This window comes from Corynebacterium sp. CNJ-954, from assembly GCF_001942345.1.
Lineage (GTDB): Bacteria > Actinomycetota > Actinomycetes > Mycobacteriales > Mycobacteriaceae > Corynebacterium.
In genome coordinates, this window is sequence record NZ_MKKI01000006.1 from 1 (window position 1) to 23537 (window position 23537).

Here is a 23537-nt window from a genome sequence, read left to right on the forward strand (position 1 = left end):
GCAGCCTCGACGGCGGCGGCTTTGTCGCCGGTGAGGTCGAGGGTGTCGGGGTCGGGGCCGATGAAGGTGATGTTGTTGTCGGCGCAGCGTCGGGCCAGGTGCGCGTTTTCGGATAGGAAGCCGTAGCGGGGTAGATCGCGTCGGCGCCGGTCTGTACCGCGGCGCGGATGATTTCGTCGATGTCGAGGTAGGCCTTGACTGGGGAGCCTTGCGCGCCGATGCGCACGGCTTCGGAGGCGAACGAGCGGTGGAAGGAGTTGCGGTCTTCGCGTGGGTAGACCGCGACGGTGGATGCGCCGGTTTCGAAGGCGGCGCGGAAGGCGCGGACGGCGATTTCGCCGCGGTTGGCGACGAGGATCTTGGAGAAGGCGGGTAGTGCTGTGGTGGTGCCGGTGTGGGTCGCAGGGTCAGCCATGTGAGGCGTCCTTTCCAGGTACTGGTGGGTTCAGTCGGAATTCTGTGGTCAGACCAGCCTTAAAGAATACTGGTGATCTACGCCACTGTCGAGAGGTGGTGCGGATGACAACGCACCCGCGCCGACGGTGGTGACCGTCAGCACGGGTGCGTGCGAGAATCGGGGAGAGCCAGCGGAACCCGGCCTCCCGTCAGCGTCCGATCTTCTCCTCGACGACGCGCTGATCTTCGCCGTTGTAGGCGCTGAGCGGGCGGATCAGTGCGTTGGATTCGTTCTGCTCCACGATGTGGGCCGTCCAGCCGACAACGCGGGCCATCACGAAGATGGGGGTGAAGAAGGGGATGTCGATACCGAGCATGTAGTACGTCGGGCCGGCAGGGAAGTCCAGGTTCGGCAGGATGCCGGTACGCTTCTCCATCGCAGCCTGCATGTTGTCGTACATCTGGACCCACTTGTCACCGTCGTGGTTCTTGGCGGTGCGACGCATCGCGGCCTCCATCGACGGAACCCGCGAGTCGCCCTTCTTGTACACGCGGTGGCCGAAGCCCATGATCTTCTGCTTGTTGTCGGCCTTGTCCAGGACCCACTCCTCGGCCTTGGCAGGGTCGTCGACCTCAAGGAAGTTGTGCATCACAGCCTCATTGGCGCCACCGTGCAGTGCGCCCTTCAGCGCACCGATGGCACCGGTGACCGCCGAGTAGACGTCCGACGTCGTCGACGTGATCACGCGACCGGTGAACGTTGAGGCGTTGAACGAGTGCTCCGCGTACAGGATCAGGGACTGGTCGAAAGCCTTGACGTCGTCCATGTTGTTGGCCGGGGAGTCCGGGCCGTCACCGAAACACATGTACAGGAAGTTCGATGCAATGTCCCGGGTGCGTGACGGCGGGATGAACTCCAGGTTGTGCCGACGACGCATGTCGTAGGCGATGATCGCGGGCAGCTTGGCCAGCAGGCTCAGGCCTGTGCGTCGCACCGTGTCCGAGCTGTTGTCGGCGTTGGTAACGTCCTGGGTGCCCAGCCAGCTCACCGCGGTACGTACCACGTCCATCGGGTGGGCGGTCTTGGGCAACGAGGCGATCAGGTCCAGCAGGCCGCGGGTGACCGGACGCAGGGCACGCTCACGCTGGCCGAACTCCTGGAACTCGCGCCAGGTGGGCAGTTCACCGTTCCAGAGCAGGTAGGCGACGTCCTCGAAACTGCAGTGCTCCACGAGCTCCTGGACAGGGTAACCGCGGTAGGTCAGGGAGTTGGTCTCCGGGTTGACCTTGGACACGGCGGTGTAGTCGACGACGACGCCGTTGAGCCCCTTGCGGATCTCCGGGGAGTTGTTGGGGTTGTTCTCGCTCATCAGGAAAGTCCTTTCAGTTGGTGGTGACAACCGTGCGGTGGTGCAGGGCGGTGGTGCCGGACGCCGCTAGCTCCCGTCCGGCCTGGTGTAGGTGAAGACGTCTGTGTCGAAGGCGTTGTACTCGCTGTAGCGCAGCAGTTCATACAGTCGGGAACGGTGCTGCATGCGGTCGATCCAGCCGGTCTGGGTGCCGGTCTCGGCGATGTCGCCCAGCGCCGCCTCGACCTGGCCCATGGCGATGCGCAGCGTGGTCACGGGATAGATCACCGCGTTGTAGCCGATGTCCTGCAGCGTGGCCGCACTGAGCAACTCGGTCTTGCCGAACTCGGTCATGTTCGCCAACAGGGGAGTGTCGACCGCTGCACGGAACTTCTCGAAGTCCGCAGGAGTGTGCAGTGCCTCGGTGAAGATCAGGTCCGCCCCGGCGTCGGCGTAGGCCTTCGCCCGCTCGATGGCGGAGTCGATGCCTTCGACCCCGGCGGCGTCCGTACGGGCACAGATGACGAAGGAATCGTCGCGGCGTTCGTTGACCGCGGCGGTGATCCTGCGCAGCATCAGCTCGGTCGGGACGACCTCCTTGCCGTCGAGGTGCCCACAGCGTTTCGGGTTGACCTGGTCTTCGAGATGGCAGCCGGCCACACCGGCGTCCTCCAGCTCGCTGACGGTACGGGCGGCTGACATGGGCTCACCGAAGCCGGTATCAGCGTCGACCAGGACAGGCAGGTCCGTGGCCCGGGCGATCTGGCGGGAGCGCCCCGCCACCTCGGTGAGGGTGGTCAGTCCGATGTCCGGGAGCGCGAGGTCCGCTGCGACGACAGCGCCTGAGACGTAGACACCGTCCAGTCCGGCCTCCTGGATCGCACGGGCCACCAGGGGTGAGAAAGCACCCGGCAACCGCTGGATCGTGCCGGAGGTCAATGCCTGCCGGAACGCGGTACGCCGGTCAGTGGGGGTGACGTTGCTTGAGAACAGGCCGGGCATCTAGAACAGCCCCTCGTTGATCTTCGGTGCGCGTGCCAGCACATCCTCGGAGAACGTGACAGTCAGCTGGTTGAGGTCGCCGGCACCGAGCTCCAGGGTGTTGGTGGCGGCCTCGAGGAAGCGGTCCTGCTCCTTCTCGTCGACCAGGCCTTCGGCCAGCGTACGGAACTTGCCGATGTACTGCTCCCGGGTGAAGGGGTGTGCTCCCAGCGGGTGGGCGTCGGCGACGGCGAGCTCGTCCTCCAGGACCGTCCCGTCCTTGAGGGTGATGACGGCCTTGGCGCCGAAGGCCTTCTCATTCGGGTCGGTGGAGTGGTAGCGGCGGGTCCACTCCGGGTCCTCGACGGTGCTGATCTTGTTCCACAACTCGATGGTCTCGGGACGGTGCGCACGCTCCGGGGAGTAGCTGTGCTCGTGGTGCCAGTCACCGTCCTCCAGCGCGACGGCGAAGATGTACATCACGGAGTGGTCCAGTGTCTCACGGGACGCGTCCGGGTCGAACTTCTGCGGGTCATTCGCGCCGGTGCCGATGACGTAGTGGGTGTGATGACTGGTGTGCAGCACGATCGACTCGATCTGCGACAGGTCCTGGCCCTGGTCGCGGAGCTGCTTGCCCATGCGACGTGCCAGGTCGATCGGGGCCTGGGACTGGTACTCCGCAGAGTGCTGCTTGGTGTAGGTGTCCAGAATGCCCCGCTTCTCCTCGCCGGCACCCGGCAGCGGCACGATGTACTCGGCGTTCTTGCCGTCCAGCATCCAGGCGATGACCCCGTCCTCGCCTTCCCAGATCGGTGACGGTGCACCCTCGCCACGCATCGCACGGTCGACGGACTCGATGGCCATCTTGCCGGCGAAGGCCGGGGCGAAGGCCTTCCAGGAGCTGATCAGGCCCTTGCGGGACTGGCGGGTTGCGGTGGTGGTGTGCAGCGCCTGTCCGACCGCCTGGTAGATGGTCTCGGTGTCGAGCTTGAGCAGCGTACCGATGCCGGCGGCGACCGACGGGCCGAGGTGGGCGACGTGGTCGATCTTGTGCTCGTGCAGGCAGATGCCCTTGACCAGGTCCACCTGGATCTCGTAGCCGGTGACGATGCCACGGACCAGCTCGGCACCGGACAGGCCCTTGTGCTGGGCGGTGGCCAGGATCGGCGGAATGTTGTCACCCGGGTGGGAGTACTCCGCGGCCAGGAAGGTGTCGTGGAAGTCGAGCTCGCGCACGGCGGTGCCGTTGGCCAGGGCGGCCCACTCCGGCGAGTAGGTGCCCGGAACACCGAAGACTGTTGAGCCGGGGGAATACGGGTGGCTCAGCGCCTGGGAGCGGGCCGTCGACGGGGGACGGCGCAGCACTGACGCGACCGCCACCGATGCGTTGTCGATGATGCGGTTGACCGCCATGTCGGCGGAGTCCTGCGGGACGGCCACCGGGTCGGCCGCGACTTCGGCGACCTTCCAGGCCAGGTGCTCCTTCTTCGGGAACTCTTCAGCAGAAGGATGGACGCGAACGGTGTGCTTCTCCACGGGGTGGAACTCCTAGAGGCTCGGGTGCGTGACCGTGCCAGTGGCCCCAGGCGGCGCTGTGACTGCTGACACATGGTTTCAGCGTCCACTATGCCATCGGTCTCTGGGCCAATGGTTCTGTTTCGGAAACGGTGGCTGGGGTGAGTGTCCGGCGTCACCCCCGACGTCGTCCGGTACCTCATTTGATGCCGGGACGCCCGGGGGTGGGGACGATACACTGGTCCCATGCCCTACCCGACTCCACTTCCGGTACGCAGGGTCGAGGAGCTGGCCGTCTACCCGGCGGACCGTAACGCCTGGCCTGCCACGGTTCCTGCTGTCGCGGATGTGCTTGACAACGGCATCGATCTGTCGCGGCTGACAGTCCTCGTCGGAGAAAACGGCTCGGGGAAATCGACGCTCGTCGAAGCCGTCGCCGAGGCCTACGGTCTCAACCCGGAAGGTGGTACACGGAATGCCATGCACTCGACCCAGCGGACGGAGTCTGGTCTCGCCGACAACCTGAAGTTGATCCGTGCCGGAGGTGCTCCCAGGAAAGGTGTGTTCCTCCGTGCCGAGACCATGCACAGCCACTTTTCCTACCTGGACGGCATCGGCAGCATGGGACGGCACAATTTCCAGAGTCACGGCGAGTCGTTCATCGAGTTCTTCACTGACAGAGCAGGAATCAGGGGACTCTGGATCTTCGACGAAGCAGAGTCAGCCCTGTCGTTCAACGGGTGCCTCATGCTGTTGGCACAGATTGCCCAGTTGATCGACCGGGGCTCGCAGGTCATCCTGTCCACTCATTCGCCACTTCTCGCCTCGGCGGCGGAGGCGGAGATATTCGAGTTGGACGACACCGGAATTCACCGGAAGAACTACGACGACCTCGCTCTCGTGCAGAACTGGCGCCGGTTCCTCGGTGAGCCGGAGAGCTTCCTCCGGCATCTTTTCTGAGCCGGCGCCGTTGCACCTACCCCTGGTGCAGGGGAATCGTCCCGCCGGGGATGGAATCGAGCAGTCGGCGGGTGTACTCCTGCTCCGGATGATCGAAGAGATCGTCGGTCTCGCCACGCTCCACGATCCGGCCGTGCTGCATCACCAGGGTCTCGTCGGCGATCTGCTTGACCACCGCGAGGTCGTGGGTGATGAACAGGTACGTCAGGTCCATGTCCCGCTGCAGCTGGTTCAGCAGGTCCAGGACCTGCGACTGCACCAGTACGTCGAGTGCACTGACCGCTTCGTCGAGAATGAGTGCGTCCGGGCCCAGCGCCAGGGCGCGGGCGATCGCCACACGCTGGCGCTGACCCCCGGACAACTCCCCGGGGAAGCGTGACATCATCGACTGCGGCATGGCGACCACGTCCAGCAGTTCCCGGACACGCTTCTCACGGTCCTTCTTCGAGCCGACACCGTGGATCTTCAACGGCTCGGCAATCGTGTTGAACACCGAGTACATCGGGTCCACCGAGCCGTAGGGATTCTGGAACACCGGCTGGACGCGTCGGCGGAAGGCGAGTTCTGCCTTCCGGTCCAGGTCGGTGACGTCGGTACCGTCGAAGGTGACTTTCCCGGAGGTGGGCTCCAGCAGGCCGAGCACCATCTGCGCGACGGTCGACTTACCGGAGCCGGACTCGCCGACCAAGGCCAGAGTCCGCCCCCGGCGCAGGAAGAAGTTGATGTCGTCTGCGGCGGTGAAATCCTTCTTTCGCCACGGCTTGTCGCCGGGCACCTGGAAGACCTTGCTGAGATTTTCGACGGTGATCAGCGGGTTGTCGGCGTCCGGGGAAGCATCGGACGTGTCACCGGATCCGACGTCTTCCGGCTCCGACACCTGGACCTCGCTGCGTCGCGCACCGATGGAGGGTGCTGCGGCGACGAGCTTGCGGGTGTACGGGTGGTGGGGGTCCTGCAGAATCTCGAGGGCAGGACCGGACTCCACGACGTGCCCCTGACTCATCACCACGATGCGGTCGGCACGCTCGGCGGCGAGTCCCAGGTCGTGGGTGATCAGCAGGACGGCGGTTCCCAGTTCCTCGGTCAGACCCTGCAGGTGATCGAGGATCTGGCGTTGGACGGTGACGTCCAGTGCGGAGGTCGGCTCGTCGGCGATGAGCAGGTCCGGACGCGCTGCCAGCCCGCAGGCGATCAGCGCACGCTGACGCATACCGCCGGAGTACTGGTGGGGGTACTGGCTGATGCGGTGCTCAGCGTCCGAGAGCCCCGCTTCCTCCAGCAGCTCGACGGCACGCTTGTGTGCCGCGGACCCCGTCGCGATGCCGTTGGCTTTCAGTGCTTCCTTGACGTGGTGACCGATCGTCCACACAGGGTTGAGGTTGCTCATCGGGTCCTGGGGGACCAGGCCGATGCTGTCGCCACGCAGTTCGGTGAACCGCTTCGGCGAAGCGTGGGTGATGTCTTCGCCCTTGAAGGTGATGGTGCCGTCCGTGACATGCCCGCCGCCGGGCAGCAGGCCCATGATGCTCATGGCACTGGTGGACTTGCCGGATCCGGATTCACCGACGACGGCGACAGTCTCACCGGGCCAGATGTCCAGACTGACATCGAAGACCGTGGGTGTGGGGCTCTTGTGCGTGCCGAAGGCGATGTCGACGTCGCGCATGGACAGCAGTGGTTGGTCGCTCATCGGGTGCGCTCCTTCGGGTCGAGGGCGTCCTTGAGGGTGTCGCCCAGCAGGATGAATCCCAGGACGGTGAGCGCGAGCGCACCGGCCGGGTAGAACAGGATCTCCGGCGAGAGCCGCAGGACGTCCTGCGCGGTGGAGATGTCATTTCCCCATGACACGGTGTCCGGCGGCAGTCCCACGCCAAGGTAGGACAATGTCGCCTCGGCGACGATGTAGATGCCGAGGTTGGTTGTCATCATGACGATGATCGGGGCGAGGCAGTTGGGGAGGATGTGTCGGACGAGAATCCTGCCGCGGGTCAGCCCGAGAGCGCGGGACGCCTGCACATACTCGTTGTTCTTGGCCTGCAGCACAGCACCACGGACCATGCGGGCCATCTGAGGCCAGCCGAAGGCGGAGAGCACGAGGACGACCGTCCATACGTTGCGGACGTCGAAAAGCTGCATAAGCACGATGGCGGCGAGCAAGAGCGGGACCGCGAAGAAGATGTCTGTCAGGCGGGACAGAAGCGCGTCCACCCACCCGCCGAAGTAGCCGGCGAGAGAGCCGACGACCACGCCGAGAACGGCGACGACGAGGGTGGTCACCAGCCCGGTCACCACAGATGCCTGTGCTCCGTAGATGGTGCGGGCGAAGACGTCGTACCCCTGCTGGGTGAAGCCGAAGGGATGGCCGTCCCTGGCGGGTTCGAGGGAATCCTCCAGGGTCGCGGTCGTGGGGTCGGTCGACGTGAACAGGCCGGGGAAGACGGTCACAAGGAGAACCGCGAGGATGATCACCGTCGAGATCCAGAACATCGGACGTCGGCGGAGATTCCGCCACGCCGTCCCCCAGAATCCGGCGGGTGCGTCCTCGGGGAGGAGTTGGTCGCGGGTCAGGACGTCCTCGGTGACGACCTCTGCTGTCCAGCGTTCATTGCGGTTGTGGATGTCAGGCATATCGGATCCTCGGGTCGAGCAGGGCGTAGAGCAGGTCGATGATGAGGTTGGCCACGACGAAGATCACCACGAGGATCGTGACGACGCTGACGACGGTGGGGGCCTCACCGATACTGACGGACTGGAAGATCAGGCCGCCGACACCGTGAATGTTGAAGATGCCCTCGGTCACGATCGCGCCGCCCATGAGAGCGGCGAGGTCGGCGCCGAGGAAGGTGACGACGGGGACCAGCGAGTTGCGCAGGACGTGGTCGCGAACAACGACGCCGCGGGAGAGCCCGCGGGCAGACGCGGTGCGTACGAAGTCAGCGCGCAGGTTCTGCGCCACTTCCGACCGGGTCAACCGGAGGACGTAGGCGAAGGAGACCATTCCCAGCACGATGGCGGGCAGCAGCAGTCGGCTGAAGGAGCCGTCGGAGCCGACCGTCGGGGGGACGACACCCCACTGGATGCCGAAGAGGAACTGTCCGACGAAGCCGATGACGAAGGTCGGTACGGCGATGATCACCAGGGACACGACCAGCAGGGTCGAGTCGAACCACTTGCCCTTCTTCAGCCCGGCGATCAGGCCGAAGATGATGCCGAGCACGGCTTCGATGACCAGAGCCATCAGCGCCAGTCGGATGGTGATGGGGAAGGTTTCGGCGAGGACGTCGGTGACGGCGCGGCCGGAGAAGGTGGTGCCCATGTCACCGGTGAAGAAGCCGCCGAGGAAGAGCAGATACTGGACGATGAAGGGCTTGTCCAGGTTGTAGTCGGCGCGGATCTGGTCGAGGACGGCCGGTTCAGCGGCCTTGTCTCCGGCCAACGCGAGGACGGGGTCTCCCGGCATGAGGAAGACCATGGCGTAAATGAGGAATGTCGCCCCGAAGAAGACGGGGATGAGCTGGAGGAGTCGTTTACCGAGGTACCACCACACGGTCACTCACCGTCCTTCGTGATCTCGGTGTAGACCGGCATACCCTGCCAGTTCGTCTCCACGTTGTGCAGGTCAGGGTTCCAGGCGGTGGTCGCCGCGTAGTACCAGAGGGGAATCTGCGGAAGGTCCTCCATCAGTACCGCCTGCGCCTCGTCGTAGTAGGTCTGGGCGGCGTCCGAATCGGGGGACGACGAGGCCTGTGCGAGCAGTTTGTCGAACTCAGGGTTCGAGTAGTCACCGTCATTCGAACCACCGCCGGTGCGGTAGTTGGAGACAAGGAAGGACGAGATCGACGGGTAGTCGGCGTTCCATCCGGACCGGAAGGCGGAACCCACGGTGCGGTTGACGATCGCGTCACGCTGGGCCTGGAAGGTGGGGTAGGCCTTACCGGAGGCCTTGATCCCGAGCACCTGTCGGATGCTGTTGGTCACGCCCTCGACCCACTGCTGGTGCCCGCCGTCGGCGTTGTAGGCGATCTGGAACGATTCACCGCTGTAGGGATGGATCTCATTGGCCTTCTCCCACAACTCACGGGCCTTGTCCGGTTGGAAGGTCAGCACCTCCTTGCCCGTCACATCCGCGATACCGCCTTCGAGGGTGGGAGCGCCGAAGTCCTCGGCGACCTGCCGTCCGCCGAAGAAGAGTTTGTCGATGATCAGATCCCGGTCGATGGCCATGGAGATCGCGGCACGACGCAGCCGACCTTCCTCATCCGTCTGGAAACCGGGGAGGTTCTCAGGGATGGTGAAGTTCTGGATCGCGGCGTAGGGCGCGTCATCGTTGCTGTCGGGGAAGTCCGCCCGGTAACTGGGAAGAGCTCTCGGACCGACGTTTTCGCGCATGTGGTCCAGGTCCCCGGACTGCAGATCGGCGTAGGCGGTGGCCACGTCGGCGTAGTGCTTGAAGGCGATGCCCGGATTCTGAGCCTTGTCGTCGCCGGCGTAGTCCGGATTCGCCTTCAACTGGATCGATACATTGTGCTGCCAGGCGTCGTCCCCGTCGAGCATGTAGGGACCGTTGCCGATCGGGTGCTGACCGAAGGCATCGGTGTCATCGAAGGCGACCTCTGGCAGCGGTGAGAACGCGTAGTACCCCAGCTGGGTGGGGAAGGATGCATCCGGGGCTGAGAGGTCGACGGTGAACTCATGGTCGTTGATCTCGGTGAGCCCGGACATCTCCGTCGCTGTGGCATCCTCGCCAGCGACGTCGTCGTAGCCCTCGATGGCGGAGAAGAAGTCTGCACCGAGCTGGGCGTTGGCCGAGGTTGCGCCGAAGTTCCAGGCGTCGATGAAACTGGCGGAGGTCACAGGTTCACCGTTGGTGAAGGTCCAGCCGTCCTTCAGGGTCACGTGGAAGCTGGAGGAGTCGTCGTTCGGTTCGATGTCCTCGGCGACGGCGTTGTACGGCTCGCCGTCGGGGCTGTAGCCCACCAGGCCGGTGTACATGGCACGGAGGACTTCACCGCCCTGGACTTCATTGGTGTTGGTGGTCAGCAGCGGATTCTGTGGTTCGCCGCCGAAGAACGTGATGTAGTCGGACGGGATGTCGTCCCGGTCCGGTACACACGCCGTCGTGGAGAGCAGCAGGGCAAGCCCGGTGAGGGTCGCCGCCAGTGCCCGACGGGGTCGGATTCTCATGGATGGCACTTTCGTGAGGTGTACAGGAAACGTCGAAAATGGAAAGTTTAGTGATTCTGCCCTGTCTCGCATGGTGAAACAGAAAACCCCGTCGGTGCGTCTCGTGTGGGGTCCGCGGGGGCGCGTGGAGATTGCCGGTCGTGAGGGCTAGACTCTGCAGGCCATGCGACCCGACTTGTCCGACTACACCCATTTCTCCGCGGGAAAGGTCCGCGAGATCTACGAGATCGACGAGGACACCCTGCTCATGGTGGCCACCGACCGGATCTCCGCCTTCGACTTCGTGCTCGAGACCCCGATACCGGACAAGGGGCGGGTGCTCACCGCGATGAGCGACTTCTTTTTCGGCCGCATTGATTTCCCGAACCACCTTGCCGGCCCCGCTGACGATGAGCGCATCCCGCAGAAGTCCCTGGGACGGGCACAGATCTGCCACAAGCTGGAGATGCTCCCGTTCGAGTGCGTCGTCCGCGGTTACCTCACCGGTTCCGGGCTCGCAGAGTACCGGGAGAGCGGGTCGGTGTGCGGCGTGGAACTGCCGGACGGCCTGACCGAGTCGTCCAAGCTGCCAGAGCCGATCTTCACCCCCGCGACCAAGGCTGAGATCGGCGACCACGACGAGAACGTCTCTTTCGACGTCGTTGTCGAGGGGCTCGGCCGGGAACGTGCCGAGGAACTGCGCGACGCCTCGATCGCGATCTACACCCAGGCGGCCGGGATCGCGGCGGAACACGGCATCATCCTGGCGGACACCAAATTCGAGTTCGGCTTGGATACCGACGGCAACCTGGTGCTCGGTGACGAGGTACTGACGCCCGACTCCTCCCGCTACTGGCCGGCCGACTCCTATGAGGAGGGCAAGGTCCAGCCCAGCTTCGACAAGCAGTACGTGCGCAACTGGCTGACCGGGCCGAAGTCGGGGTGGGACAAGAACGAGGGCACCCCGCCGCCCGAGCTTCCGGGGCCGGTGGTCGAGGCGACCCGCGAACGCTACGTGGACGCCTACGAGAGGATCTCCGGCCAGCGTTTCGCCGACTGGATCGGCACCTGCACCGACCGCTGACCGGCCACCGGTCTGTGGGCGCTACGATCGTGTCCCATGGATGCGAACCCACCGGTAGCGAAGAAGAAGCCCGTCACCCGTAGTTTCCACGGCCGTGATGTCGTCGACGACTACGAGTGGTTGAGGGACAAGGACAACTCTGAGGTCCTGGCACACCTTACCGCGGAGAACGCGTACACCGACGCACGTACGGCCCACCTCAAGCCCCTGGAGGACGTGGTCTTCAATGAGGTGAAGTCGAGGATCCGGGAAACCGACCTGTCGGTTCCGGTCCGCTCGGGGCAGTGGTGGTATTTCTCCCGCACCGAGGAGGGGAAGAGCTACCCCACCATGTGCCGGATCCCCGTCGATACCGCCGATGCGAGCGCGTCCTGGACCCCGCCCGAGATCGTCCCCGGGGAGCCCGCGGCCCGTGAACAGGTCATGCTGGACTGCAACGTCCTGGCGGAAGGTGAGGAGTTCTTCAGTCTCGGTGCGGCGAGCGTGACCGTCGACGGCACCCTGCTGGCGTACTCGACCGACACTGTCGGCGACGAGCGGTTCACCCTGCGGATCAAGGACCTGGTCAACGGCGTCCTGTTGGAGGATGCCCTGGAAGGCATCGCTTACGGTGCCACGTGGGTCGGCGACGACTACCTCTTCTACCAGCGGGTCGACGATGCATGGCGTCCCCACGAGATCTGGCGGCACAAGATCGGTACGCCGGAGAGTGAGGACGTGTGTGTCTTCCGTGAGGAGGATGAAGCGTACTGGACCGGTCTCGGAGTGACCCGCTCCGAGCACTTCCTGTTGGTCTCCACCGCCTCGAAGACGACATCCGAAACCTGGTACCTCGACGTCTCGCAGAAGACAGGTGACCCGGAGGGCGAACTGACCTGTATCCGTCCGCGGGAGAAAGACGTGCAGTACGACGTCGACCACGTCGTCGTCGGCGGGGATGACGCCTGGCTGGTCGTCCGGGAGGAACTCGACGGCCTGCCGAACGGTGAGGTCGGCCATTGCCCGGTGGGTACGATCGCCGGCTTCGACGATGCGTCCTACGAGGTTCTTGTTCCCCACCGTGACGACGTGCGGATTGAGGGGGTGGACTGCTTCGCCGACCACCTGGTGCTCGCCACCCGGGAGAACGCCATCGAGCAGCTGTCCCTGATGGATGTCTCGGACGCCGCCGGTGGCTGGGGACGGTTTGAACCGATTGAGTTCGACGAGGAGATCTACTCGGCCGGGACCGTCGGCAACTCGGAGTGGGAGTCTCCGGTTCTGCGCGTCAGTTACACCAGCTACGTCACACCGGCGCAGGTGTGGGAGATCGACCTGCGGACCGGGGAGCGGATGCTGCGACGTGAGCAGACGGTGCTCGGCGACTTCGACCGGTCACGCTACACCGCATCGCGTCGGTGGGTTACCGCGTCCGACGGAGCACGGATTCCGGTGTCGCTGATCCACCGCACCGACGTGGATCCGCTGGCTGAAGGCACTGTGCACCCTGTTCTGCTGTACGGCTACGGTTCCTACGAGGCCAGTATGGACCCGTACTTCTCGGTGTTCCGGCTGTCGATGCTGGACCGCGGTGTGGTGTACGTGGTGGCGCACGTCCGTGGCGGCGGGGAGATGGGGCGCCACTGGTACGAGCAGGGCAAGATGCTGCAGAAGACGAACACCTTCACCGACTTCATCGCCGTGGCCGACGACCTGATCGCCGCGGGGATCACCTCGCCGCAGAAGATGGTGGCGGAAGGTGGTTCCGCCGGCGGTCTGCTCATGGGTGCCGTGGCGAACATGGCGCCCGACCGCTTCGCCGGTATTGAAGCCGTGGTGCCTTTCGTCGACCCGCTCACCAGCATCCTGATGCCCGAGCTTCCGTTGACGGTGACCGAGTGGGAGGAGTGGGGCGACCCCTACCATGATCCGGACGTGTATGACTACATGTCGACCTACGCTCCCTACGAGAACGTGACCGCCCAGGCGTACCCGCCGATCCTCGCGATCAGTGGTCTCAACGACACCCGGGTGCTCTACGTGGAGCCGACGAAGTGGATCGCGAAGCTGCGCGAGGTTGCCGGTGACGTTGACGGCGGTGGCGACTTCCTGCTGAAGACGGACATGACTTCCGGGCACGGGGGAGTGTCGGGGCGTTACGAGAAGTGGCGGCAGTCCGCCTTCGAGACCGCCTGGGAGCTCGACCGGATGGGTGCGACGGAGTTGCTGGACTGAGTGCCTCCGGGGGTATTCTGCACCCCTGATCGTGCGGTAAACCAAGTTCACCTGACCTTCCTCGCTTTGTGGGAGGGGGTGTTCAGGCGTAGGTTGCTGTTCCATGACAAACGAACACCGTCCCGAGGTGACTGCCACCACACAAGGTGCAGACGCCGGGAAGAACTCGAAGCCGAAAGACAGGTCTCACTGGCTGTACCTCAGCGTCATTGTCGCTGTGATCGCCGGAATCACCGTAGGGTTGCTGGCTCCTGGGGTCGGAGAAGGCCTCAAACCCCTCGGTACGATGTTCGTGAGCCTGATCAAGATGGTGATCCCACCGATCATCTTCTGCACGATCGTCATCGGTATCGGCCATGTTCGCGAGGCAGCCACCGTCGGTAAGGCCGGCGGTATTGCGTTGGTCTACTTCCTCATCATGTCTACGTTCGCTCTCGGCATCGGGCTCCTCGTCGGGAACTTCATCCAGCCAGGTGAGGGGCTGGGGATTTCCGCTGGTAGCGGCGATGTTGATACAGCTGCAGAGAGTGAAGGCGGCTTCTTCGGCTTCATTCAGAACATCATTCCGGACACGATCGTCTCTGCCTTCACTGACCCCGAACAGGCTGTCCTGCAGACCCTGTTCGTGGCGCTGCTCGTCGGTTTCGCACTGCAGTCGATGCCGAACAAGATCGCCGGCCCCTGCCTGTACGGTATCGAGTTGGCACAGAAGGTCGTCTTCAAGGTCATGTCCATGATCCTCTGGGTTGCGCCGGTAGGCGCTTTCGGAGCTATGGCCGGTGTCGTGGGAGGCACGGGGATGGACGCTGTCTGGCAGCTCATCACGTTGATGCTCGGCTTCTACATCACGTGTGTGCTCTTTATCGTTCTTGTCCTGGGGACGATCCTCCGCGCCTCGACAGGGTTGAGCATCTTCAAGGTCCTGCGCTACCTCGGTCGGGAGTACCTGCTCATCGTCGGTACCTCGTCGTCGGAGTCGGCACTGCCGCAACTGATGCAGAAGATGGAGTTCGCGGGCGTCGACAAGGCCACTGTCGGCATCGTCGTCCCGACCGGCTACTCCTTCAATCTGGACGGCACCGCCATCTACCTGACCATGGCCTCGATCTTCATCGCTGATGCAATGAATATTTCTATGGGCCTCGGTGAACAGATCGGGCTACTCGTGTTCATGATCATCGCCTCCAAGGGTGCTGCGGGCGTCTCAGGGGCCGGCATCGCAGCCCTTGCCGCGGGGTTGCAGGCGCACCGTCCGGAGATGCTCGGCGGGGTCGACATCATCGTCGGTATCGACCGGTTCATGTCCGAAGCACGTTCTCTGACGAACTTCACGGGCAACGCCGTGGCGACCCTCCTCGTCGGCAAGTGGACGAAGTCGCTGGACATGGACCAGGCGAATGCCGTCCTGGACCGGGAGAAGACTTTCGAGTACTCACCCGACGACGAGATCGTGGAGCCTGTGGGCGCTTCTCCGCAGCCTGCGGACCAGAAGCCCAGTACGGAACGCTGGCAGCCCTGAGACCGTCGGTTCGCGATGTCCGTGCCACCCGGTATGGTTGTGCCTTGTTCCCCACCTACAGCTAACAGCAAGGAAACAAGAGGAAACTCGTGGCACGTGTCGTAGTCAATGTCATGCCCAAAGCCGAGATCCTGGATCCCCAGGGACAGGCCGTCGTCCGTGCGCTGGGGCGTATCGGCGTCTCCGGAGTCAACGATGTCCGTCAGGGCAAGCGGTTCGAGCTGGAGGTCGATGACTCCGTCTCTGCCGAGGACCTCGAGCGCGTCGCCTCGACGTTGCTCGCCAACACCGTGATCGAGGACTACGAGGTCGTGTCCGCCGAGATCGCCGGATCCGCCGGGGTCACCGAGTGACCGCGCGCATCGGTGTCATCACCTTTCCCGGGACGCTGGACGACGTTGACGCCGCACGCGCCGTGCGTATCGCCGGCGCCGAGGCCGTCGAGCTGTGGCACGCGGATGCAGACCTGAAAGAGGTTGACGCCGTAGTCGTCCCGGGAGGGTTCTCCTACGGGGACTACCTGCGCTCCGGGGCCATCGCCGCCCAGGCGCCCGTGGTGCGCTCCGTGGTCGAGAAGGCGGCCGGGGGAATGCCGGTCCTCGGTATCTGCAACGGATTCCAGATTCTCACCGAATCAGGCCTGTTGCCCGGTGCGCTGACCCGTAACCAGGGACTCCACTTCCACTGCACCGATGCTGTCCTGGAGGTCGTCAACGCGGAAACCGCGTGGACCAGCTCGCTGCAGGCGGGCCAGAAGATCCTCATCCCCTCCAAGCACGGTGAAGGACGCTTCCAGGCGTCGGCCGATACTGTCGCCGAGCTTGAGGCTGAGGGACGTGTCGTCTTCCGCTACACCGACAACTACAACGGGTCGGTCAATGACATCGCCGGAATCAGCTCCGCCAACGGGCGGGTCGTGGGCCTGATGCCGCACCCGGAACACGCTGTCGAGACCCTGACCGGACCGTCGTTGGACGGTCTGCAGATGTTCCTGTCCGCCGTCGGTTCCGTGGCAGCCTGAGGAGATACAACAAATATGACTGACGAGAATCCCGTGAACGTCGTGAATGACACCGTCGCCCACGCGTCCACCACCCCGGAACTCGACCAGCCGTGGGCCGAACTGGGCCTGAAGCCCGACGAGTACCAGCGCATCCGTGACATCCTCGGCCGTCGTCCCACGGACGCCGAACTGGCGATGTACTCGGTGATGTGGTCGGAGCACTGCTCCTACAAGTCCTCCAAGGTGCACCTGCGGTACTTCGGTGAGACCACCACCGAAGAGATGAAGTCCAAGATGCTCGCCGGTATCGGCGAGAACGCCGGCGTCATCGACATCGGGGACGGCAACGCCGTCACCTTCAAGGTCGAGTCCCACAACCACCCGTCCTACGTCGAGCCCTACCAGGGCGCGGCGACCGGTGTCGGTGGCATCGTCCGCGACATCATGGCCATGGGCGCACGTCCGGTCGCCGTGATGGACCAGCTGCGCTTCGGCGCAGCCGATGCCCCGGACACCCAGCGCGTGCTGCCCGGTGTGGTCGCCGGTGTCGGCGGGTACGGCAACAGCCTCGGTCTGCCGAATCTCGGCGGTGAGACCGTCTTCGACGAGTCTTACGCGGGCAACCCACTGGTCAACGCACTGTGCGTGGGAACCCTCAAGAGTGATGACCTCAAACTCGCCTTCGCCTCCGGCGTCGGCAACCGGGTGATCCTCTTCGGCTCCCGCACCGGACTGGACGGCATCGGCGGCGTGTCCGTCCTCGCCTCCGACACCTTTGAGGAAGGTGCCGAGCGTAAGCTCCCGGCCGTGCAGGTCGGTGACCCCTTCGCAGAGAAGGTGCTCATCGAATGCTGCCTGGACCTGTACAACGCCGGGGTGGTCGTCGGTATCCAGGATCTCGGCGGTGCGGGCCTGTCCTGTGCCACCGCCGAACTCGCCGCAGCCGGTGACGGCGGAATGCACGTCAACCTGGACAAGGTGCACCTGCGTGCCGAAGGAATGACCGCCGCGGAGATCCTCTCCTCGGAGTCGCAGGAACGCATGATGGCCGTGGTAACCCCGGACAACGTCGACGCGTTCATGGCCATCTGCGACAAGTGGGAGGTCATCGCCTCCGACCTGGGTGAAGTCACCGACGGTGAACACCTGGTCATCGAGCACCGCGGAGAGGTAGTGGTCGACGCCGACGCCGCCACCATGGCCGATGAAGGGCCCGTCTACGAGCGTCCCGTCGCCCGTCCGGAGACCCAGGACGCCCTGAACGCCGAACCCGGCCTTACCCGCCCGACCACCGTCGATGAGGTCCGTCAGACGATGCTCGACCTCGCGGCATCGCCCGCCTTGTGCTCGCGTGCGTTCATCACCGAGCAGTATGACCGCTACGTGCGTGGCAACACCGTCCTGGCGAAGGACGCGGACGCCGGCGTGCTGCGCATCGACGAGGAGACCGGCCGCGGTGTCGCCGTGTCGACCGATGCCTCCGGGCGGTACACGAAGCTCGACCCGAACACCGGTGCCCGCCTGGCACTTGCGGAGGCATACCGCAATGTGTCGGTGACCGGCGCAACCCCGGTGGCGGTGTCGAACTGCCTGAACTTCGGGTCCCCGGAGGACGCCGGCGTGATGTGGCAGTTCCGTGAGGCCGTCCACGGTCTCGCCGACGGGTGCGCGGAACTGGCTGTCCCGGTCACCGGCGGCAATGTCAGCTTCTACAACCAGACCGGTGCGGAGGCCATTCTGCCGACCCCGGTGATCGCCGTCCTCGGCACGATCGACGACGTCGCAACCCGGATCCCGACACGCCCCGAAGCGGGGGACCATGTGCTCCTGCTCGCCGGTGCGGAGACGGCCGATGAACTCGGCGGCTCCATCTGGCAGCAGGTCGCGCACTCCGCGCTTGCCGGGATGCCCCCGGTAGTGGACCTGTCGGCAGAGCAACGTCTCGGCGCTGCGCTCGGAGAACTGCGTGGTGTGGTCGCTTCGGCTCATGACCTGTCTGAGGGAGGCCTCTCGCAGGCTGTCGTGGAGTACGCCGTGCAGTCGGGGGCGTCGGTGTCCGTGGACCCGGTCGCTGCCCTGTCCGCGGAGGCCACGACCGGTGATGCTGTCGCCGACCTGTTCACCGGCCTGTTCTCGGAGACCGCCACTCGCGTGCTCGTGGCCGTCGACGCCGCGGACCCGTCCGCCGTGGAGAAGGTCGAGGCCGTCTTCACCGGGCATGGTGTCCCGGTGAGCCGCATCGGCTCCAGCGTCTCGGCTGACGGGGACAACGGCGCTGGCTCGGTGGCTGCCGCGCAGATCGCCGTCACCACCGCCGACGCGGAGTTCACGGTGCCGGTCGCCGACGCCAGGCAGGCTTGGGAGGGGACGCTGCCCTCCCTGTTCAGCCACGCGGTCGGCGCGAACTCCGTCGTGGAGTAACACCGGGCGACAGGTCGCCCGGGTGGACGGCCCGTTGTGGGGAGATTTCCTCACAACGGGCCGTCTTCTTGCTGAGACATTGGTAAGCTCCCTCTGACTTCAACGGGTGCCTGTGCGGCACCCGACGTTTCCGAGAGGGAAGAATTCTCATGGCGCACTATGACATCTACCAGTCATTGGGACTGGACAGGGGTGCCCCCACCGGGGAGCTCGACCGGCAACTCGCCGACAGGCTGGCAGTGGCACCGCAGGACGACGCTGCCGCTGTCGACGAACTGACCACCGCCAGGGCTGTGGTGGGTAATGACACCCGACGGTCACTGTATGACCAGCGGCTCGACGATCCGAACGCCGAAGACATTGACGTGGCGTCACTGAAAGAGCTCGCTGCACTTCAGGTCGACGGGCCTGCAGGCAATGGACGACAGTTCCAGCAGCAGGCGGGGCAGTTCGCCCGGGACGGTGATTACCAGCTCGCAGCTATCTTCGCCCGCTGATCAGTTCATCGGGTACTGGCTCTCGTCCCGCAGCGGCTCCACCAGCGGCATCGGCCGGTACTTGGTGCGTAGTTCGCGCAGCGTGGCGGCGTGCTGGGACAGCCGCTTGTCCTCCGGGGTGGTGGGCGTGAACTGCCGGGCGGCCAGTGGGTTGCCGTCGATGTCCGTCGAGATGTAGGTCATTGACGCGTGGATGCCGACCGGCAGATTGCCGGTCCCCTCGCGCGGGTCACCGGCGCGCAGGTGCACCGACACAGACATGCTGCGCACGTCGGTGCGGATCACCCGGGCCTCGACCTCGACGAGATCGCCGATGTGTACGGGGCGGTAGAAGCGGAATCCTCCCGCGTAGACAGCCACGGTGCGCTCACCGGTCCACGCCGACGTGCAGGCGGACGCTGCTTCGTCGATCCACTCCATCGCAGTGCCACCGTGGACGTTCCCGCCCCAGTTGACGTCGGTGGGCTTGGCCATGAACCGGTGGGTCATGCGAGGCGCGGTGGTCGCCGCCGGATCGGAGGAGTAGCTCTGTTTCAGCATCTCCTCTTCGATCGCCTTGCGCAGCTGCACACGCGACAGGGCAGCCTGCTGGATCCGAACGCCGGCCTCGGTCTCAGGCTCGAAATGGGGAACCTGCATCGACTTACGGTTCTCGTCCATGGCCACGAAGATCACGAGACAGTCGCACGCACGGGTGAAGACACCTTCCCGCGGATCCGCGGAGAGCACCTCGTTGACGATGTGCATGGAGGAACGACCCGTGTAGACGATGCGCGACCGGACCTCCACGATGTGGCCGGAAGGGATCGGGCGGGTGAAGTGGATGTGGCCCACATACGCCGTCACGCAGTACGCGCCGGACCAGCCGACGGCACAGGCATAGGCACCTTTGTCGATCCACTCCAGGACTCGACCGCCGTGGACACCCCGGGCACCCTGCATCAGGACGTCGGTCGGCGCCGCCATGAACCGGAGTGTCGTCTCCGACTGCAGCGTCCGCCCCTGCTCGTCTGCGCCTGTTACTGCCACAATCTGCCTTTCGTCTCACTGGTGATGTCCAATATCCTACAGTCCGGGTTATCCCCGTATCATCGAGGTCATGCCAGAGAGGTCGACGAAGACGACAGACCCCGCCGCAGTGCGGACGGCGCTGCTGGAGGTGTGGCCGTGGGTGAAGGATCCCGAGAATGAGCCCCGCCCGTCACGCAGTGCCGTAGCAGCCGCGGTGCGGCTCACGACCGCCCAGTTGGAGCAGGACGCCCCCGGGCACAGTGTCGAGGTGCGGGTGCCGCCCTTTGCCGCCGTCCAGTGTGTCGAAGGTTCGGTGCACCGACGGGGAACACCGCCGAACGTGGTCCAGTGTGATGCCCTGACGTGGCTGCGACTGGCCGGGGGAATCATCGACGTCGACGGTGCCGTCGCCGCGGGTGCGGAGGTCTCAGGTGCACACGCAGGCGATGTATCGCACTGGATTCCCGTGGTCCGGGGTATCTGAGTAGGAGGATCAGACACCGCACCGGGTAGGCTGGGTTCGGCTAAATGCAGGAGAATCCTGCACGACAATCACCGCGAGTGAAGGCGTATTACTTTGACTGACCTGACCGATCCCCGCGACAACTCCGGCGGCGCCAGCTACGCTGCCGCCGGCGTGGACATCGAGGCCGGCGACCGTGCCGTCGAGATGTTCGCGCCCCTGGCCAAGAAAGCCACCCGGCCCGAGGTCCGGGGCGGGCTCGGTGGATTCGCCGGCCTGTTCGCCCTCGGGGACTACGACAAGCCCCTCCTGGCCTCAGGTTCCGACGGCGTCGGGACGAAGCTCGCGGTGGCCCAGGCCATGAACAAACACGACACCATCGGCCGCGACCTGGTCGCCATGGTCGTCGACGATCTGGTGGTCTGCGGCGCTGAGCCGCTGTTCCTGCAGGACTACATCGCCATCGGCAAGGTCGTGCCGGAGCACGTCGCCGAGATCGTCTCCGGTATCGCCGCCGGCTGCATCGACGCTGGTTGTGCCCTCCTCGGCGGGGAGACCGCAGAGCACCCCGGGCTGATGGAGCCCGGCGAGTACGACGTCTCCGCGACCGCCGTCGGCGTCGTCGAGGAAGCCAAGTTGCTGGGGCCCGACCGGGTGCGGCACGGTGACGTCGTCATCGGCATGGCCAGCTCCGGACTCCACTCCAACGGATACAGCCTCGCCCGCCACGTCCTCCTCGAGAAGGCTGGTCTGGAACTCGACGGTTACGTCTCCGACTTCGGGCGCACCCTCGGTGAGGAACTGCTGGAGCCGACGAAGATCTACGCGCTCGACTGCCTCGCCCTCGCAGCCGAGTGCGACGTCCACACCTACTCCCACGTCACCGGAGGTGGCCTGGCCGCCAACCTGGCCCGTGTCATCCCCGAGGGGCTCGTCGCCGAGCTCAATCGCGGTTCCTGGGAGCCCGCCCCGGTGTTCCGCACCATTGCCCAGCTGGGCAAGGTATCGCAGGACGAGATGGAGAAGACCTTCAACATGGGCGTCGGCATGGTGGCCGTCGTCGGTGAGGACGATGCGGAGCGTGCGCTCGCCATGCTCACCGCCCGCCACATCGACGCCTGGAATCTGGGCCATGTCCGGCTGGCGGCTGAGGACGGCTCGGAGAACGAGTCCGCCGCCCGCGCGGAACTGGTGGGGGAGTACCCGCGCACCTGACGTGGGCGGGCCGGGGCGGTTTCCGGGTACGGAAGCCGCCCTCTGTCCGTTGTCGGGGTACGCGAAAACCGGCGTCCGGGTCGGTCCACATCGCTGATTCAGCGGTATGGACCGGCGCAGGCGCCGGTGTTCACTGCATGAAAGGACGGAGAAGGGCCGTCAGCGACCCTCGTCCTCCTCGGCACTCCAGTCGTCCCACTCCTCGTAGTCGTCCTCGGTGGAATGCCCACTCTCAGTGGACAGCTCACGCTGGAGACTCTCGAGATCCATGTCTGGAGAGCTGTACTTGAGCTGACGGGCAACCTTGGTTTGCTTTGCCTTGGCACGGCCGCGACCCATGGCCTGACCCCCTCGGGTTGTCAATGGAGCAGCCAGGGATTTGAGCTGCTCTCGCATCTTTCAGTGATTCTGTTCTGTCCCCACCATAGCGGGTGTAGGCGCAGTTGTCAGAACCAGACCCGCCCTGAATCGCGTGCCATCACTGTATGCGCAGGTGAATGCCGGTCAGATTTTTCCCCTCAGTCTGTCCACCGCGGCGCGGCCCGGTCGAACGGTGTTGTCGACGACGATGTCGTCCGGGTCCACGGCGGCATCGACGCCGTCGACGGTCAACGGGGGAGCCTCGTGCCCACCCGTCTCACGGTCCGCCGCGAGCTTCTCGATGACCTGCCGTTTCACGAGTGCCAGTGCCACCGGTCCGTCGTCAGCGTCCTGGACGGTGAGTCCGATCCGTCCGACGCTCCGCGTGCCCGCGAGCACTGCCGCACCGACCTCGGGCAGCGCCTGCCCGGAGCCGTCCAGTTGCAGCACCACCAGCTGTCGTGGGGGGCGACCCAGATTATGCACGCGGGAGACCGTCTCCTGGCCCCGGTAGCATCCCTTGTTCAGGTGCACCGCCGACGTGGTCGGGCCGTCGTCCGCACGTGCCAGCTGCGTGGCTCCGTGTGCGCTCGGGGTATCGCCACCGATGAAACCGGGCACCTCGTGCGGTATCACCCGCTCATCGGTGTCGATGCCGAGCAGTGGTCGGCGGTCACGGATCCGCAACGCGTCCGCAGCCCAACCGCCGACCGGCTGGGCCCCTGCCGAGACCAGAGCGTCCCAGCAGGCTGCCAGCCCCGCGGTGTCGACCCATACGTCGGTCACGGGGTGCCCGCCGAGGGTGCGGACCGTCCAGTACCGGGCGGAAGCCGCCGAGCCCCCGGCCAGCCCCGAGACTCCCTCGGGAACACCTGTGCCGGCGGCAGCGGCAGGTGACGCGTCCGGGTTGACCACGCTGATGAGCGACAGCTCGGGCGTCGAGACCTCGACCTGTGACCAGAACACCATCCTGGACAGGAAGTCAGCCAGAGCCGTGGCATCCGAGTCCCCCGGAGCGTCCAACAGGAATGTGCCGTCGGCCACGGCGGAGATCCCGAAAGCGTGCTCGACACGTCCCTGGACGTCAAGGATCAGGCCGTGCGTCGACGAACCCACCGTCATGGCGTCGACCTTCTGGGAGATGAGGTCGTTCAGCCAGGTGGCGGCATCCGGCCCTGTCACCATGATCGCCGTGTGCGACCACCCGTCGATGACCCCGGTGCCACCCTCGTCCACGAGCGACTGCTCGATGAGCGGCCGTCCGTAGTGCCTCGCCGTAGCCACCAGGAGTCCCTGGTGCCCCTCGAAGCCTGAACCATCTTCCGTGCTTGCCCCTGGAACGTGGTCGACCAGGGGGCTGTGCGTCTGACTCACACCAACCAGCCT

At 65.2% G+C, this 23537-nt stretch carries 20 protein-coding genes and 1 pseudogene; 10 read left to right on the top strand and 11 right to left on the bottom strand.

Annotation, left to right across the window (positions count from 1 at the left end):
* The 4 genes and pseudogenes from BJF89_RS03505 to prpD form a co-directional block, all read right to left on the bottom strand.
* Positions 1–415: pseudogene (locus BJF89_RS03505) on the bottom strand (biotin carboxylase N-terminal domain-containing protein); the annotation flags it as partial.
* A 190-nt stretch (positions 416–605) separates the two neighbouring features.
* Positions 606–1766 carry a bifunctional 2-methylcitrate synthase/citrate synthase gene (locus tag BJF89_RS03510; RefSeq protein WP_075812285.1) on the bottom strand — a complete coding sequence of 387 codons (1161 nt, stop codon included), beginning with the start codon at positions 1764–1766 and terminating at the stop codon, positions 606–608.
* Positions 1767–1832: 66 nt separating this feature from the next.
* Complete coding sequence (gene prpB / locus BJF89_RS03515) at positions 1833–2747, bottom strand: methylisocitrate lyase (protein ID WP_075812287.1); 915 nt, start codon at positions 2745–2747, stop codon at positions 1833–1835.
* The gene (prpD, locus tag BJF89_RS03520) at positions 2748–4262 is read right to left on the bottom strand and encodes a 2-methylcitrate dehydratase PrpD (protein WP_075812289.1); all 1515 of its coding nucleotides are present in this window, start codon (positions 4260–4262) and stop codon (positions 2748–2750) included.
* A 225-nt stretch (positions 4263–4487) separates the two neighbouring features.
* On the opposite strand from prpD, the gene BJF89_RS03525 reads away from it, so the two are divergent.
* Positions 4488–5201, top strand: a complete 714-nt coding sequence (locus BJF89_RS03525) for an ATP-binding cassette domain-containing protein (protein WP_075812291.1) — start codon at positions 4488–4490, stop codon at positions 5199–5201.
* Positions 5202–5217: 16 nt separating this feature from the next.
* Here the strand turns inward: BJF89_RS03525 and BJF89_RS03530 are convergent, their stop codons facing one another.
* From BJF89_RS03530 to BJF89_RS03545, 4 genes are read right to left on the bottom strand one after another with little or no spacing between them, the layout of a single operon-like run.
* Positions 5218–6891, bottom strand: a complete 1674-nt coding sequence (locus BJF89_RS03530) for an ABC transporter ATP-binding protein (RefSeq protein ID WP_075812293.1) — start codon at positions 6889–6891, stop codon at positions 5218–5220.
* A complete protein-coding gene (locus tag BJF89_RS03535) occupies positions 6888–7829 on the bottom strand; it encodes an ABC transporter permease (RefSeq protein ID WP_075812295.1) in 942 nt (313 codons plus the stop codon). The genes BJF89_RS03530 and BJF89_RS03535 overlap by 4 nt, the downstream gene beginning before the upstream one ends.
* Positions 7822–8748, bottom strand: coding sequence for an ABC transporter permease (locus BJF89_RS03540; protein ID WP_075812359.1), 927 nt, complete (start codon positions 8746–8748; stop codon positions 7822–7824). The genes BJF89_RS03535 and BJF89_RS03540 overlap by 8 nt, the downstream gene beginning before the upstream one ends.
* Before the next feature lie 2 nt (positions 8749–8750).
* Complete coding sequence (locus BJF89_RS03545; RefSeq protein ID WP_075812297.1) at positions 8751–10385, bottom strand: ABC transporter substrate-binding protein; 1635 nt, start codon at positions 10383–10385, stop codon at positions 8751–8753.
* Positions 10386–10548: 163 nt separating this feature from the next.
* Here BJF89_RS03545 and BJF89_RS03550 point away from each other — a divergent pair, with 163 nt between their 5' ends.
* From BJF89_RS03550 to BJF89_RS03580, 7 genes are all read left to right on the top strand, one after another.
* The gene (locus tag BJF89_RS03550; RefSeq protein ID WP_075812299.1) at positions 10549–11448 is read left to right on the top strand and encodes a phosphoribosylaminoimidazolesuccinocarboxamide synthase; all 900 of its coding nucleotides are present in this window, start codon (positions 10549–10551) and stop codon (positions 11446–11448) included.
* Positions 11449–11484: 36 nt separating this feature from the next.
* Entirely contained in the window at positions 11485–13662 is a 2178-nt protein-coding gene (locus BJF89_RS03555; RefSeq protein WP_075812301.1) for a S9 family peptidase, read from the top strand.
* 103 nt (positions 13663–13765) lie between these two features.
* Positions 13766–15181, top strand: coding sequence for a cation:dicarboxylate symporter family transporter (locus BJF89_RS03560; RefSeq protein ID WP_075812303.1), 1416 nt, complete (start codon positions 13766–13768; stop codon positions 15179–15181).
* Positions 15182–15270: 89 nt separating this feature from the next.
* A complete protein-coding gene (gene purS, locus BJF89_RS03565) occupies positions 15271–15534 on the top strand; it encodes a phosphoribosylformylglycinamidine synthase subunit PurS (RefSeq protein ID WP_075812305.1) in 264 nt (87 codons plus the stop codon).
* A complete protein-coding gene (purQ, locus tag BJF89_RS03570) occupies positions 15531–16202 on the top strand; it encodes a phosphoribosylformylglycinamidine synthase subunit PurQ (RefSeq protein ID WP_075812307.1) in 672 nt (223 codons plus the stop codon). The genes purS and purQ overlap by 4 nt, the downstream gene beginning before the upstream one ends.
* Before the next feature lie 15 nt (positions 16203–16217).
* The gene (gene purL, locus BJF89_RS03575; protein ID WP_075812309.1) at positions 16218–18605 is read left to right on the top strand and encodes a phosphoribosylformylglycinamidine synthase subunit PurL; all 2388 of its coding nucleotides are present in this window, start codon (positions 16218–16220) and stop codon (positions 18603–18605) included.
* A gap of 149 nt (positions 18606–18754) precedes the next feature.
* The gene (locus tag BJF89_RS03580; protein ID WP_075812311.1) at positions 18755–19102 is read left to right on the top strand and encodes a hypothetical protein; all 348 of its coding nucleotides are present in this window, start codon (positions 18755–18757) and stop codon (positions 19100–19102) included.
* Here the strand turns inward: BJF89_RS03580 and BJF89_RS03585 are convergent, their stop codons facing one another.
* Positions 19103–20068 (bottom strand): acyl-CoA thioesterase, encoded by a 966-nt coding sequence (locus BJF89_RS03585; protein ID WP_083650474.1) that lies wholly within the window; start codon positions 20066–20068, stop codon positions 19103–19105.
* A 133-nt stretch (positions 20069–20201) separates the two neighbouring features.
* Between BJF89_RS03585 and BJF89_RS03590 the strand changes: the two genes are divergently transcribed.
* Together BJF89_RS03590 and purM are read left to right on the top strand one after the other, a co-directional pair.
* On the top strand, positions 20202–20597 hold the full coding sequence (locus BJF89_RS03590; protein WP_075812315.1) for a sterol carrier family protein: 396 nt from the start codon (positions 20202–20204) through the stop codon (positions 20595–20597).
* Positions 20598–20690: 93 nt separating this feature from the next.
* On the top strand, positions 20691–21791 hold the full coding sequence (purM, locus tag BJF89_RS03595; protein ID WP_369803640.1) for a phosphoribosylformylglycinamidine cyclo-ligase: 1101 nt from the start codon (positions 20691–20693) through the stop codon (positions 21789–21791).
* Positions 21792–21950: 159 nt separating this feature from the next.
* On the opposite strand, the gene BJF89_RS03600 is transcribed toward purM, so the two are convergent.
* Together BJF89_RS03600 and BJF89_RS03605 are read right to left on the bottom strand one after the other, a co-directional pair.
* The gene (locus BJF89_RS03600) at positions 21951–22130 is read right to left on the bottom strand and encodes a DUF3073 domain-containing protein (protein ID WP_038553056.1); all 180 of its coding nucleotides are present in this window, start codon (positions 22128–22130) and stop codon (positions 21951–21953) included.
* A gap of 165 nt (positions 22131–22295) precedes the next feature.
* Complete coding sequence (locus BJF89_RS03605; RefSeq protein WP_075812317.1) at positions 22296–23525, bottom strand: folate-binding protein YgfZ; 1230 nt, start codon at positions 23523–23525, stop codon at positions 22296–22298.
* Between the last annotated feature and the right edge of the window lie 12 nt (positions 23526–23537).

Excerpts from the sequence above, each read along its gene's own strand:
- BJF89_RS03550 (WP_075812299.1), top strand. The coding sequence starts at position 10,549 with ATGCGACCCGACTTGTCCGACTACACCCATTTCTCCGCGGGAAAGGTC.
- BJF89_RS03555 (WP_075812301.1), top strand. The coding sequence starts at position 11,485 with ATGGATGCGAACCCACCGGTAGCGAAGAAGAAGCCCGTCACCCGTAGT.
- purL (WP_075812309.1), top strand. The coding sequence starts at position 16,218 with ATGACTGACGAGAATCCCGTGAACGTCGTGAATGACACCGTCGCCCAC.
- BJF89_RS03600 (WP_038553056.1), bottom strand. The coding sequence starts at position 22,130 with ATGGGTCGCGGCCGTGCCAAGGCAAAGCAAACCAAGGTTGCCCGTCAG.
- BJF89_RS03530 (WP_075812293.1), bottom strand. The coding sequence starts at position 6,891 with ATGAGCGACCAACCACTGCTGTCCATGCGCGACGTCGACATCGCCTTC.
- BJF89_RS03510 (WP_075812285.1), bottom strand. The coding sequence starts at position 1,766 with ATGAGCGAGAACAACCCCAACAACTCCCCGGAGATCCGCAAGGGGCTC.
- BJF89_RS03580 (WP_075812311.1), top strand. The coding sequence starts at position 18,755 with ATGGCGCACTATGACATCTACCAGTCATTGGGACTGGACAGGGGTGCC.
- BJF89_RS03585 (WP_083650474.1), bottom strand. The coding sequence starts at position 20,068 with ATGGCGGCGCCGACCGACGTCCTGATGCAGGGTGCCCGGGGTGTCCAC.
- BJF89_RS03545 (WP_075812297.1), bottom strand. The coding sequence starts at position 10,385 with ATGAGAATCCGACCCCGTCGGGCACTGGCGGCGACCCTCACCGGGCTT.
- BJF89_RS03525 (WP_075812291.1), top strand. The coding sequence starts at position 4,488 with ATGCCCTACCCGACTCCACTTCCGGTACGCAGGGTCGAGGAGCTGGCC.
- BJF89_RS03590 (WP_075812315.1), top strand. The coding sequence starts at position 20,202 with ATGCCAGAGAGGTCGACGAAGACGACAGACCCCGCCGCAGTGCGGACG.
- BJF89_RS03535 (WP_075812295.1), bottom strand. The coding sequence starts at position 7,829 with ATGCCTGACATCCACAACCGCAATGAACGCTGGACAGCAGAGGTCGTC.
- prpB (WP_075812287.1), bottom strand. The coding sequence starts at position 2,747 with ATGCCCGGCCTGTTCTCAAGCAACGTCACCCCCACTGACCGGCGTACC.
- BJF89_RS03560 (WP_075812303.1), top strand. The coding sequence starts at position 13,766 with ATGACAAACGAACACCGTCCCGAGGTGACTGCCACCACACAAGGTGCA.